This is a genomic window from Marinobacter albus (assembly GCF_030238305.1).
Lineage (GTDB): Bacteria > Pseudomonadota > Gammaproteobacteria > Pseudomonadales > Oleiphilaceae > Marinobacter > Marinobacter albus.
In genome coordinates, this window is sequence record NZ_JASSQD010000003.1 from 349,266 (window position 1) to 361,530 (window position 12,265).

Here is a 12,265-nt window from a genome sequence, read left to right on the forward strand (position 1 = left end):
AACTGCAGGAGTTCTCCGCTTGTGGCGGAGGGGCCGGCAGTTTAGGAGCCAGTCGTCTTGTCGTAACGCGGGTCGCACGTTGTTGGGATTTACTCAGAGCATTCGAAGACGCCCTGAGTAATATCTAGACGATCCGGAGGGATTGGGCAATTCAGGCTTTTTTCACGAACTCCGACTTCAGTTTCATGGCACCGATACCCTCAATTTTGCAGTCAATATCGTGATCACCGTCGACAAGGCGGATGTTCTTCACCTTGGTGCCCACCTTAACGACCGAGCTGGATCCTTTGACCTTCAGATCTTTGATCACTGTGACCGTATCACCGTCCTGCAGTTCATTACCGTTGGAATCCCGAACCACTGCGCCGGCCTCGGCTGCGGCGGCTTCCGCTTCCGACCATTCGTGACCGCACTCGGGACAGACGAGCTGAACGCCGTCTTCATAGGTGTATTCAGAGCTGCATTGGGGGCAGGGAGGAAGCTGGGCCATGAGGGGTTCCTGAAAAAGTAAAGGGCGCGCATGATACCAGAAAGCACCCTTCTGCCGCCCGCCTGCCGTTACTTCCCCGGTGCCACCCGAGCCAGGATTTCCGGCGAGTCCGACAGTGGAAGTGCGATTATGACGCCCTCATTGGAGGCCGGATAAATCCCTGTCAGTGCCGTGGTGTTGACCTGATGGGATACCAGGATAATGGGCGCCCCGTCTGCCATGGCGTTCACGCCCTCAATGGTTTCCCGGGTCTTGCGGGGCCCGCTGCTCCGGTTCTGGAAGAACGAGTTCAGCGGCGGCCAGCCGGTCACCTCGCCGACATTCATTTCGGTTGCGGTATCCATGCACCGGCACCACTGGCTCGAATACACTCGCGCCCCGGTAATGCCATGCTCCGCCAGAAACGTTTTCCAGGCCCGGCCCTGCTCCCTGCCGGTCTCGTTCAGGTTCCGCTGGGTGCTGCAGTCATCCAGTTGGAAATTCGCCGGGTCGCCTGTACCCGGAGCCAGGGCGTGGCGCATCATCAGTATCGCTTCGCCATCGCGAAGTGCCTGCCATGCACTGCCGTTGTTGTCACTGGCCGCCGCCGGTAACGACAAAACCAACACCAATATTCCCAAGGCCAAACCTTTTGAAATCATGTCAGTCCCTCCTGTGCCTGAAATCTCCTGCCATAGAGTGTGATACGCCACATCAACCTACCAGGCTCACACCAACAGAAGGTAAACTTGCCGCCAGAACCAATCGATGAAGGAATCCGCCATGCCTATCTGGGTCGATGCCGACGCCTGCCCTGTCCCCATCCGGGAAATCCTCTGCCGCGCCGCCACCCGCTGGCAGGTCCAGACCACTTTCATCGCCAATCACAGCATCAACCTCCCGCCGAGCCCCTACATACAGCGCCGCCAGGTGCCCCAGGGCTTCGATGTGGCGGACAACGAAATTATGGACCAGATGAGCCCCGGCGACCTGGTGATTACCCAGGACATCCCCCTGGCGGCGGAAGCCATCGAAAAGGGTGCGGATGTGTTCAATCCCCGTGGCCAGGCCTTCACCAGGGAAAACATCCGCCAGCGCCTGGCCATGCGCAATTTCATGGAAGAAATGCGCAGTGCCGGCCAGGTGACCGGAGGCCCCGCACCGTTCAGCCAGACCGATCGCAAGGAATTCGCCGACAAACTGGACCGCTGGCTGCAACGCAATCTCAAGCAATGACTTCCCGGGCATCCGGACTTTCGTTGCGCAGTTGTTGGTAATGATTCTCTTTTATTTTTGAGACGTACCAGCTACCCTTTGCGCTTTTCCAGCCCTTCGCGGAGTGTTTTCATGCCCGGCCATGCCAGCCAAACCACCAGCAGTTTCGCCGCCCTGGCCCGCCTTTTGCGCTACGCGCGGGGCTATCGCCGACAGATTATTGCGGCCGCCACCTGCTCCATCATCAACAAGCTGTTCGACATTGCCCCGGAGATCCTGATCGGCGTCGCCATCGACGTGGTGGTCAACCAGGAACAGAGTTTTGTCGCCGGGCTGGGGTTTGAAACGGCGCGGGAGCAGATCACCATCCTGGCCGTACTGACGTTCTTTATCTGGGCCGGGGAGTCGCTCTTTGAATACATGTTCCAGATACTCTGGCGCAACCTGGCCCAGCGCCTGCAGTCGGATTTACGCCAGGATGCCTACGAGCATGCCCAGCGTCTGGACATGAGTTTTTTCGAGGCCCGCAGCTCTGGTCAGTTAGTGGCCACTATGAATGACGACGTGAACCAGCTTGAACGTTTCCTGGACGGCGGTGCCAACGCCATGATTCAGGTGCTGGTCACGGTGGTAGCCGTGGGCGCCGTGTTCTTCGTCCTGTCGCCGTTAATCGCCCTGCTGGCCTTTACCCCCATTCCCCTGATTATCTGGGGCGCCTTCTACTTCCAGCGCAAGGCGGGTCCCCTGTACGCCGATGTGCGGGAGAAAGTCGGCGATCTGTCCAGCCGGCTGGCCAACAACCTGGGCGGTATCGCCACCATCAAGAGCTTTACCGCAGAACAGCGGGAAGCGGCACGCCTGAAGGAAAGCAGCGAGGCCTACGTGGAGGCCAACCGCCGGGCCATCCGAATCAGTTCCGCCTTCATTCCGGTAATTCGCATGGCGATACTGGCCGGTTTCCTGGCCACTTTCACCGTCGGCGGCATGATGGCTCTGGAAGGCACTCTGAATGTCGGCGCCTATGGCGTGCTGGTGTTTCTGACCCAACGCCTGCTCTGGCCCCTGACTGGCCTTGCCGAAGTAATCGATCTGTTTGAGCGGGCCATGGCCAGCACCCGGCGTATCCTTGATCTGCTTGCAGAGCCTGTCTACGTGCACGACGAGGCCGGGCAACCACTGGCTGGGCCGGTCAAGGGCGAAGTCCGTTTTGAAAAAGTAAGCTTTCACTACCCCGCCAGCGGCGCCGGTATCCGGGATATCGATCTGCAGGTACCTGCCGGTCACACCCTTGCGCTGGTTGGTGCCACCGGCTCCGGTAAATCCACGCTGATCAAGCTTCTGCTGCGCTTTTACGACCCCAGTCACGGGCGAATCCTGATCGACACCCAGCCCATCCAGTCGGTCAGTCTCAAGTCACTGCGTGAGGCCATTGGCCTGGTGAGCCAGGATGTCTACCTTTTTGAGGGCAGCATTCGGGAAAACCTCGCTTACGGAAAACCGGACGCCACCGACGAAGAAATCGTCGAGGCGGCGAAAACCGCCGAAGCCTGGTCCTTCATTGAGGCCCTGCCCGAGGGACTGGAAACGCCGGTTGGCGAACGCGGCATTCGTCTCTCCGGGGGCCAGCGCCAGCGCCTCTCCCTGGCCCGGGCGTTGCTGAAGGACCCGCCGATTCTGGTGCTGGACGAAGCCACCAGTGCCGTTGACAATGAAACGGAAGCTGCGATCCAGCGCTCACTCAAGCGCATTGGCCACAACCGGACGGTGATCATGATCGCCCACCGCCTGTCCACCATTGTCGACGCCGACACCATTGCCGTCGTGGACGCCGGCCAGGTCGTGGAAGCCGGAACCCACCAGCAACTGCTCGACCAACAGGGTGCCTACCACGCCCAGTGGCGGGTGCAGACCGGGCAGGCCTGAGACCCTGCCTCACCCTCAGATCATATTGATAGTAATTCGCATTTAGATTATCCTGCAGACCTTCAGATAGCCCGGAGCCTGCATGTCTGCCTTTTTCGAAGTGACCAACCTGGGTGTCCGCATCGGCGACACCGCCATCGTCAGCAACCTTAACATCGGCTTTCGGGAGGGCGAGGTTACCGCCCTCCTCGGCCATAACGGCTCCGGCAAATCCACCCTGCTGAAAATCCTGGCCCGGCAGCTCTCACCGTCCACTGGCGAGGCCAGCCTGCTCGGGCATTCGTTCCGCGACACCGGGGCCCGGGAGTTTGCCCGTATCGTGGGCTACCTGCCCCAGCACCCTCCCGGAACCGATGGCCTTACCGTCCGTGAACTGGTGGCGCTGGGCCGCTACCCATGGCGTGGGCCGTTGGGACGCTACACCGATGAGGACCACCAACTGATTGACCAGGCCATTGAGGACACCGGCCTGAGCCGCTTCCGGCACCGCTCGGTGGACACCCTGTCCGGCGGCGAACGCCAGCGCGCCTGGATTGCCATGCTGCTGGCCCAGAAAACCCGCTGCCTGTTGCTCGACGAACCGATTTCGGCGCTGGACGTGAAGCACCAGGTGGAAACCCTGCGACTGGTGCACCGCCTCGCCGAGGAAAGGGACCTGACCGTGATTGTGGTTCTGCACGATGTTGATCTGGCCGCCCGGTTCTGCGACCGCTTGGTAGCTCTGCGTGAGGGCCAGTCGATTGCGGACGGGACACCGCAGGAAGTTATGACCAGCGACACTCTGGAAACCATATACGGTGTGCCGATGGGTGTAATGGAACGGGCGCCCGGCCAGTGGGTGTCCTATGTCCATTAGTATCCTTCTCCGAATCACTGCCGTTCTGTGCCTATGTGTCTCCGCCACGGTGGCCACCGCAACAACCTGGCAGCATGAGCAAGGAACCCTGACCCTGAGCGAAACTCCCAAACGCGTGGTTGCCCTGAACTGGGCCGCAACCGAAGCCCTGCTTCTGCTCGGCGTGACTCCGGTGGGAGTGGCGGACAAGGCCGGTTATTCGGTATGGGTCAAGGAACCCGAATTGCCGGAAGCGGTCCCCAATATCGGCACCCGCGTCGCCCCCAGCCTCGAAGCGATTGCCGAACTGGAACCCGACCTGATCGTCACCAGTTCCGAGATGGCCCCTGCGACCGACCTGTTGGAGCGCATTGCACCCACCTACGTGATCAGTATCTACAAGAAGGACTCCAGGCCGTTTTCAAAAGCCCGGGAAATGCTCCTCACCCTGGGTGAAATCCTGGATCTGGAGGAACGTGCCCAGGCCATTCTGACCGATATCGATGACACCCTCGCCGCCCAGCGCGAGCGCCTCCGGCGGCATGGTGCCGATGATCAACCGGTGGCCCTGGTGAATTTTCTTGACGACCGGCACGTGCGAATCTATGCCCCGAACGGGCTGTATCAAACCGCCCTGAACGCGCTGGGATTGACCAACGCCTGGCCACATGCGGGCAACTACTGGGGGTTTTCGGTGGTCGGCCTGGAGGCCATCGCCGCCTACCCGGACAGCCGGATTGTGGTCATTGAACCCACCCGCCCGGGTCTATCCGAACATCTTGAAGACAGCCCATTCTGGACCTACCTGCCGGCTGTTCAGCGCGATGAGATTTACCAGGTCGATGCGGTGTGGCCATTCGGCGGCGTGTTCCCGGTAATGCGACTGGCCAGCAACCTGACAGACGCATTGATTCAGGGAGGCACCGACAATGTACGCTGAAACCCGGCTGGCCACGAACACGCCCGGGCTTCCCGCCAGACTTCCGCTGGCCGCGGCCCTGCTGTGGCTTGGAGCACTGGCCGCCAGTGCGTCGCCCTGGCTGGCCGAACTGGATCCGGCGGCATTGATTTCCGCGTTCTGGACCTACAACAGCCACGACTACACCTCGGTACTGGCCCATTTCAGCTGGGCGCCCCGGGTCTCCGTGGCCATCCTGATTGGCTGCGGACTGGGGCTGGCCGGGGCAGTAACTCAGCAGGTTCTGGGTAATCCGCTAGCGTCCCCGACCACGCTCGGTGTCGAAGCCGGGGGGCAATTCGGCGTGACCATTGCCACCCTGTTCGCCCCGGCGGTGTTGGCGTTCAGCCCGGATCTGGCCGCCGTCGCCGGCGGCTTGCTGGCCATTTTCCTCGTCATCGCGCTGACCTGGCGCCTTGGTTTTTCCCCGGTCACGGTGATTCTCGCCGGCCTGGTCATCACCTTCTTCATGGGCGCCCTGAACATGGCGTTCCTGCTCCTCAAGGGCGAATGGCTGGGCAACCTCTTTATCTGGGGCGCCGGTTCGCTGGTACAGAACAACTGGACGCCTTTTATGGATCTATGGCCGCGGGTTCTGGTTCTGGCTCTGGCTCTGGTGCTGCTGATGCGACCGTTGCAGCTGTTGCAACTGGGTCAGGCCTCCGCCAGCTCGCTTGGTGCCCGTGTCGGCATGATCCGAATGCTGGCGCTGTTTTTGGTAGTGCTGATGAGCGCCACGGTGGTTAGCCGGGTTGGCGTGGTGGCGTTTGTCGGGTTGGCGGCGCCGGTACTGGCCCGGCTGCTTGGCGCCCGGAACCTGGTGGAACGGCTGGTATGGAGCACACTCTTCGGCGGTGGCCTGCTGCTCCTGGCAGATACCCTGGCGCACTGGGCCTCCACCTGGGGTGACGGCTCGCTGGTGCCAACCGGCACAACGACCGCGCTGATCGGAGGCCCCATCATCCTGCTGGCCCTGCAGAGCTTCAGGAACACCCACCACATGCCGGGCCAGGATGCCAGCCCCACCGGATTTATACCCATAAGACGCCCGGCCGTTGTGATCGGCTCGGTATTGCTGACGCTTCTGCTCGCTACGTTTATCGTATCCATGGGCTGGTCGCCTGGCCTTCAGGAATGGAGCTGGACGCCCCTGAGTCAATGGGACGATGCCTGGGTCTGGCGCGGTCCGCGCATGCTCGCGGCCATCCTTGCCGGCGTATCCCTTGGCCTGGCCGGCACCCTCATTCAGCGCATGACCGGCAACGTGATGGCCAGCCCGGAAATGCTCGGCATCAGTGGCGGCGCGGCCCTGGTAATGGTGCTGATTGTCCTGAGCGGCGCTGAAGTAGGACGTGCGGGCCAGCTGACCGCCGCCACCGTTGGCGCAGCCGGCGCCCTCGGCCTGTTGATCCTGCTGGCCCGAAGGCACCGGTTCGCGGGCAATCAGTTACTGCTGGGCGGGCTCGCCTTGTACGTGTTCATGGATTCCGGTTTGCGACTGGTGATGGCATCCGGTGGCACCGTGGCGTCCAAATTGCTGAACTGGATGTACGGGGCCACCTGGCTGATCTCCGAATCCGAGGCCCTGGCACTGCTGAGCCTGATTCTGCTGATCAGCCTGTGCCTGTTCACCGTGATTCGCCCGCTGACCATCCTGCCGCTGGGTGATACCTCGGCATCCTCCCTGGGGCTGCCTGTTGGCCGGGCACGGCTGGCGCTGCTCTTGCTGGCCGCACTACTGACGGCATCAGCTACGGTGGTCATCGGGCCACTGAGTTTCGTGGGCCTGATCGCACCGCACCTGGCCCGGGTACTCGGGCAGCATACCGTGGGCCGGCAGATGATGGTGGCGGCCCTCGCCGGCGGCCTGCTCCTGGCCGTCGCCGATTACCTGTCCCGGATTGTGGTCTACCCCGGCCAGTTACCCGCCGGGCTGCTGGCGGCACTGGTCGGTGGTCTTTATTTCCTGTGGGGGCTGAGCCGCCATGGTCGCAGCTGATCCCTCCGGCGCCGACTGGCCCGGGCGGTATCGGCACTTGCTGGCCAGCGCAGGCCTGAATGCCGAATCCGTCATCGGCCAGGCTTTACAGCCTCACGACCTGGATCGTCCTGCACTGCTCTCGCTCGCCCAGTGCCTCGAACGGCCGGAACTGCTGCAACAACAGCTCACAAAGGACTACCCCGACGCCAGCAACGCCCGCGCACTACGGGCGTATCTCTCCGTCACCCAGCAGGATCTGGCGCTGTCGGTGATTGCACCGTTGACGCTGAGACTGTTTCGCGATGGCAAGTCACCTTTACCCGACCCCCAGCAGATTTTTCTCGGGCGGGCCCGCGAGGGTGCGACGGCAGCGCGATGGTTTCATGCCCCGTCACAGCCAGCGGTTGGTTTAGCAGACTTCATCGGGAAACTGGATGAGCTTGTGACTGCCTGGTATCCGGTTTTCCGGCAGGGATTCGGGGTCAGCCCGGGGGCTTACTGGAGCAGTATCGGTCTTGGTCTGGGAGCGCCTTTTTCGGTCGTGTGGAACCTTGCGGATGCAGAGGCCGTATGCAACCTGGCACAGGCCTGGCTGGAGGAGTTTGCATGTGGTGCGAACCGGTTCGTTGATTGGGTACCGGCCGAGTTCAGTGGCCGGCAATGCGCCATTCCGCAGCGCAAGGGCTGCTGCCTGAAGTATCTGCTGCCGGAAGGTGGTTACTGTGGCACTTGTGGCATTTATCGTAAGGCGCGTCTGGCTGAGACTAGCCGCCGATCCCGGAGCCCAGCGCCAGACCAGCGACTGCCAGCGCAATAAACAGTCCGGCGCCGGCAGCGATTTTCAGCCCTTCGATCATTTCCTGTTCCGGTGTCATCACTCTTGCTCCCTGCATCCATCGACCAGAAGAGAATTCCGGAGCGGACAAGGCCCGCTCCGGAACCGGGTTCAGTACGCCCAGGAGACGGTCAGGCTGGCGTTAGCCGGCTCGCCGTAGAAGCCCTGGGCCGAGGCGCCGAATTTCTTCAGGCTCTCAATGTATTTCTCGTCGGTGACGTTGTTGACGTTCAGGGTAGCGTTCCAGTGGCGGGCAAAATCGTAGCTCGCCATCAGATCCAGGACCGCGTAACTGTCCTGCTCGGTAACAATAGTGGCACCAGCGTTCGGGCCAGTGGTCGCCACGCCCTGCTCCTGACTGATCTCGGACTGCCAGCGGACCTGGCTGCCGACCTTCAGGCCATCAATGCCGGGCACTTTCCAGGTACCCCGCAGTTGCGCCAGGTGTTCCGGTACAAAGGATTTTGCAGCGTTACCATCGGCGTCTTCGATGTCCACGAAGGTGTAGCCGGCGAACAGCTGGATCCGGTCGGTCACATCGCCAACGAACTCGAGCTCAACACCCTGACTCTCGAGACCGTCGATGCCCCGGTAGTAAACGTCGGGTGAGTTCGGATAGGTGCCAGCAGCTTCCGCCACGTTTTTCTGTTCGGTCTGAAACAGGGCCACGGTGGTGTTCACCCGGTCATCGGCGAATTCACTTTTCAGCCCGAATTCGTAGTTCACGCCGTCAATCGGGTCGAGGCGGTCGCGATTAATATCCAATTCCGTCTGCGGCGCAAAGATTTCGGTGTAGCTGGCGTACAGGGAATGGTTGTCGTTGAGGTCATAAATCAGACCTGCGTACGGCGTTTCCACCGCGTCATAGCTGGTGGTTTTGGCGGTGCCATAACTGACGCCTTCACTGTCCAGCCAGGTCAGGCGCAAACCGGTGATAGCGGTCAGTTGATCGGTCAGGCTCCAGCGCGCGGCGGCGTAGGTGGCCACTTCCTTGTCGGTCCAGTCCGAGCCACCCACGCCATTGTCAAAGGTGGGCTTGGGGTAATTGCCATCCCATTCATTCAACGGCGGCAGTGGATCGCCAATGCCCTGACCATAACGGGATTCGTCAACGGTCTCTGAGCGGGACCAGGTAGCCCCCAGAACCAGTTCGTGGGTGCGATTGGCAAGGTTGAACGGGCCAGTGGCGTAGGTGTCCACCACCCATTGTTCAACGTCGAGATCATACTGGCTGGGGTAGGCAAAGAGGCCCTCGCCGGTCTGCGGATCCGGGGTGCCATACTGGTAGAAGAGTTCGGATTCGCTCTCGTTCTTGAGCCGGAATACCGTGCCCTGGGCGCGCCAGCCACCGGCCAGCTCCTGTTGAAGCTCAATGAAGCTGTTGTCCTGGGTGTTGTCCCAGTAGGACCAGTCGGAAGCGGTGCTGGTTGACCGGGCATAGTCCGTTGCGGTGCCGTCGGAATAGAACAGGGGCAAGGCGCCCCACAGCGGACTGTCGGTGTCGGAGGTCTGGAACGAGTGTCCCAGCGTCAGCAGCGTGGTGTCCGTCAGATCCGCTTCGATGACCCCATAAAACATCTGCTTTTCGTTGCTGTACCGATCCAGGTAGGAGTCCTTGTCCTCGTATCCCGCCACAACCCGGCCACGCACAGCACCGGATTCAGACACGGCGCCGGAGACATCACCCACGATGCGCTTCTGGTCCCAGGACCCACCGGTTACGGAAACCGAGCCACTGGATTCGGCCGTCGGGCGCTTGCGGATGAAGTTCACCGTCGCGGCCGGGTTGCCGGAGCCGGTCATCAGGCCATTGGCGCCGCGAACCACCTCAATACGATCAAAAAACGCCGTGTCCAACTCACCCTGCACATTGTCGTAAACCGCCGGCAAGCCAACACCATCGTACTGGAAGTTGTTGATGTCGAAACCACGCGCGGTGTAGTAGGTCCTGTCGGATTCCACCGACTCCACGGTTACGCCGGTGGTGCCTTCAAGCACGTCGTTGATATCGTTCTGGGCGAAGTCATCCATCTGCTCGCGGGTGATAACCGTGACTGACTGCGGCGTTTCGCGGTGGGTCAGGCCCATTTTCATGGTTGTGGTCGTGGATTCCGCGGTGTAGCTGCGGGTCTCTTCCGAGGTAACCGGACCGCGGTCAGCAGACACCTCCAACGCGTTCAGGACGACGGGCTTGTCTTCCTGCGCCCACGTCAGGCCCGGCAAGGTGGCGGCCATCATGGCTGAAATCAGGGCCTTGCGGCGGAAGGCTGTTTCGGGATTTCGGGACATCTTCTTCTCCGTTTCATGGGGTCACTCAAACTTCAGACGCACATCTTAATGCGAATGATTCCGATTTAAAATGTTTAATTTGGAATGACCACCTGAAACGACTTTCTTCCAGCCACCCGGGAACCGGCGGCGTGACGCAGCAGGTGCTATTCTGAGAACTTCGCCGGCAGGTCAATCGAATGCCCCTGAACTCGACACACCGGGAGATTCCAATGCGCTCATTCCGACAACTCGCGATGCTAGCCAGCCTCTTCCTGGCGGGTCTGCCCATGGCTTACAGCCAAACCTTCTCCTCCGACGCCGGGCAGTTCCGGCTCGAAACCGTGGCCACGGGGCTGGAGCATCCCTGGAGTCTTGCCTTCCTGCCGGATGGTTCCATGCTGGTGACGGAGAGAGCCGGACGGCTTCGGATTCTTCGCGATGGCGCTCTCGACCCCGATGCGATCCCCGGTGTTCCGGAGCTCGTGGTTTCCGGCCAGGGGGGGCTGCTCGACGTTCTGTTACACCCGGACTTTGCGGAAAATCGCACCCTGTTCCTCAGCTACGCACACCGCGCGGACCGCGGCATGACCACGAGAGTGGCGAGGGCCAGGTTTGAGCAGGACCGTCTCGAGGACGTCGAGGTGATATTTGAAGCGCTGCCCCGCTCCGGTAAGTCCCGGCATTTCGCCGGGCGCATGGCCTTCGACAGCAACGGGTACCTGTACGTCGCGGTCGGCGACCGGGGAGAAATGGACCGCGCTCAGGACACTGCCGACGACGCCGGCGGCGTGCACCGGATTACCGTGAACGGCGAGCCCGCCTCCGGGAACCCGGGGATGGATAACCCGCAAGTCAATGACACGTTCTATACCTGGGGCAACCGGAACATTCAGGGGATGACGGTACATCCGGACACTGGTGATGTCTGGACCCACGAACACGGTCCCCGGGGTGGGGATGAAATCAACATCCTTCGCGCCGGCACCAATTATGGCTGGCCTGAAATCACCTACGGCATCGGCTACTCCGGCATTCCGATCACCCTGGACACCGAAAAGGAAGGCATGGCCCAGCCGCTGCATTACTGGGATCCCTCCATCGCACCGTCGGGTATGGCGTTCTACACCGGCTCAGGGATTCCGGAATGGCAAGGCGATCTGTTCGTGGGGGCGCTCAAGCTTCAGAAACTCGTGCGCCTGAAAATCAGGGACGAATCCGTGCGCGAAGAAGAGGATTTGCTGACGGATCTGGGAGAGCGGATACGGGATGTTCGCATGGGCCCCGATGGAGCCCTGTGGCTTCTGACCGACGATTCCGACGGCAAGGTGTACCGGTTGCTGCCGGCTCAGTGAGGGTCGTTGGTTCGCTCGGTTTTCTCGAACTGGGGGATGTCGTCGGTGATCTCGAACCAGTCCGATTTTGAACCTGTATACACATGTTGTGCCGGGCCCTTGCCCAGCGGTTCATTGATGACACCGACCCGCAGGCGAAGGATGCCCGGAATCGCATCCACCCGGCTGTAAAGCTGGCTGCCGCAGCGACTGCAGAAGGCCCGGTATTTACCGGGCCGGGATTCGAACTCGGTGACCAGGGCTTCGCCGCGTAAGAACCGGAACCGGATTTTCTGGATAGGCGCACTGGCCGAGAACGCACTGCCGTGAGCCCTTCGGCATTGACTGCAGTGGCACAAGGCAACCGGACCGAGAGGACCGTCGTATTCAAAGGTGATGTCGCCGCACAGGCACTGGCCGGTATACATAGGTTTTTCTCTCAATCTG

General features: G+C 61.3%; 11 protein-coding genes. 7 read left to right on the top strand and 4 right to left on the bottom strand.

Features of this window, described 5'->3' with window-relative positions; translation table 11 throughout:
- Nucleotides 1-151: 151 nt before the first annotated feature.
- Both QQF73_RS16505 and QQF73_RS16510 read right to left on the bottom strand, forming a co-directional pair.
- Entirely contained in the window at nucleotides 152-490 is a 339-nt protein-coding gene (locus QQF73_RS16505; RefSeq protein WP_219868437.1) for a zinc ribbon domain-containing protein YjdM, read from the bottom strand.
- 68 nt (nucleotides 491-558) lie between these two features.
- Entirely contained in the window at nucleotides 559-1,131 is a 573-nt protein-coding gene (locus QQF73_RS16510) for a histidine phosphatase family protein (RefSeq protein WP_285368869.1), read from the bottom strand.
- Between the two features lie 121 nt (nucleotides 1,132-1,252).
- On the opposite strand from QQF73_RS16510, the gene QQF73_RS16515 reads away from it, so the two are divergent.
- The 6 genes from QQF73_RS16515 to QQF73_RS16540 all read left to right on the top strand — a co-directional run bounded on the left by QQF73_RS16515 (nucleotide 1,253) and on the right by QQF73_RS16540 (nucleotide 8,198).
- Nucleotides 1,253-1,705 carry a YaiI/YqxD family protein gene (locus QQF73_RS16515; protein WP_219868439.1) on the top strand — a complete coding sequence of 151 codons (453 nt, stop codon included), beginning with the start codon at nucleotides 1,253-1,255 and terminating at the stop codon, nucleotides 1,703-1,705.
- A gap of 111 nt (nucleotides 1,706-1,816) precedes the next feature.
- Nucleotides 1,817-3,607 carry an ABC transporter ATP-binding protein gene (locus tag QQF73_RS16520; protein ID WP_219868440.1) on the top strand — a complete coding sequence of 597 codons (1,791 nt, stop codon included), beginning with the start codon at nucleotides 1,817-1,819 and terminating at the stop codon, nucleotides 3,605-3,607.
- Between the two features lie 82 nt (nucleotides 3,608-3,689).
- Nucleotides 3,690-4,463: an ABC transporter ATP-binding protein gene (locus QQF73_RS16525; protein WP_219868441.1), complete on the top strand. Its 774-nt coding sequence runs from the start codon at nucleotides 3,690-3,692 to the stop codon at nucleotides 4,461-4,463.
- Entirely contained in the window at nucleotides 4,453-5,382 is a 930-nt protein-coding gene (locus QQF73_RS16530; RefSeq protein WP_285368870.1) for an ABC transporter substrate-binding protein, read from the top strand. Before QQF73_RS16525 ends, QQF73_RS16530 begins: the two co-directional genes overlap by 11 nt.
- The gene (fhuB, locus tag QQF73_RS16535) at nucleotides 5,372-7,399 is read left to right on the top strand and encodes a Fe(3+)-hydroxamate ABC transporter permease FhuB (RefSeq protein WP_285368871.1); all 2,028 of its coding nucleotides are present in this window, start codon (nucleotides 5,372-5,374) and stop codon (nucleotides 7,397-7,399) included. The genes QQF73_RS16530 and fhuB overlap by 11 nt, the downstream gene beginning before the upstream one ends.
- A complete protein-coding gene (locus QQF73_RS16540; protein ID WP_219868444.1) occupies nucleotides 7,386-8,198 on the top strand; it encodes a (2Fe-2S)-binding protein in 813 nt (270 codons plus the stop codon). Before fhuB ends, QQF73_RS16540 begins: the two co-directional genes overlap by 14 nt.
- Nucleotides 8,199-8,327: 129 nt before the next feature.
- On the opposite strand, the gene QQF73_RS16545 is transcribed toward QQF73_RS16540, so the two are convergent.
- Nucleotides 8,328-10,505, bottom strand: a complete 2,178-nt coding sequence (locus QQF73_RS16545) for a TonB-dependent siderophore receptor (protein ID WP_219868445.1) — start codon at nucleotides 10,503-10,505, stop codon at nucleotides 8,328-8,330.
- Between the two features lie 212 nt (nucleotides 10,506-10,717).
- Here QQF73_RS16545 and QQF73_RS16550 point away from each other — a divergent pair, with 212 nt between their 5' ends.
- Nucleotides 10,718-11,839, top strand: a complete 1,122-nt coding sequence (locus QQF73_RS16550; RefSeq protein WP_219868446.1) for a PQQ-dependent sugar dehydrogenase — start codon at nucleotides 10,718-10,720, stop codon at nucleotides 11,837-11,839.
- Here the strand turns inward: QQF73_RS16550 and QQF73_RS16555 are convergent.
- Entirely contained in the window at nucleotides 11,833-12,246 is a 414-nt protein-coding gene (locus tag QQF73_RS16555) for a GFA family protein (RefSeq protein WP_345782973.1), read from the bottom strand. The two genes, QQF73_RS16550 and QQF73_RS16555, sit on opposite strands and share 7 nt — an antisense overlap.
- Nucleotides 12,247-12,265 lie beyond the last annotated feature (19 nt).

Coding starts and splice junctions, on each gene's coding strand:
- QQF73_RS16505 (WP_219868437.1), bottom strand. CDS start 490: ATGGCCCAGCTTCCTCCCTGCCCCCAATGCAGCTCTGAATACACCTAT.
- QQF73_RS16510 (WP_285368869.1), bottom strand. CDS start 1,131: ATGATTTCAAAAGGTTTGGCCTTGGGAATATTGGTGTTGGTTTTGTCG.
- QQF73_RS16515 (WP_219868439.1), top strand. CDS start 1,253: ATGCCTATCTGGGTCGATGCCGACGCCTGCCCTGTCCCCATCCGGGAA.
- QQF73_RS16520 (WP_219868440.1), top strand. CDS start 1,817: ATGCCCGGCCATGCCAGCCAAACCACCAGCAGTTTCGCCGCCCTGGCC.
- QQF73_RS16525 (WP_219868441.1), top strand. CDS start 3,690: ATGTCTGCCTTTTTCGAAGTGACCAACCTGGGTGTCCGCATCGGCGAC.
- QQF73_RS16530 (WP_285368870.1), top strand. CDS start 4,453: ATGTCCATTAGTATCCTTCTCCGAATCACTGCCGTTCTGTGCCTATGT.
- fhuB (WP_285368871.1), top strand. CDS start 5,372: ATGTACGCTGAAACCCGGCTGGCCACGAACACGCCCGGGCTTCCCGCC.
- QQF73_RS16540 (WP_219868444.1), top strand. CDS start 7,386: ATGGTCGCAGCTGATCCCTCCGGCGCCGACTGGCCCGGGCGGTATCGG.
- QQF73_RS16545 (WP_219868445.1), bottom strand. CDS start 10,505: ATGTCCCGAAATCCCGAAACAGCCTTCCGCCGCAAGGCCCTGATTTCA.
- QQF73_RS16550 (WP_219868446.1), top strand. CDS start 10,718: ATGCGCTCATTCCGACAACTCGCGATGCTAGCCAGCCTCTTCCTGGCG.
- QQF73_RS16555 (WP_345782973.1), bottom strand. CDS start 12,246: ATGTATACCGGCCAGTGCCTGTGCGGCGACATCACCTTTGAATACGAC.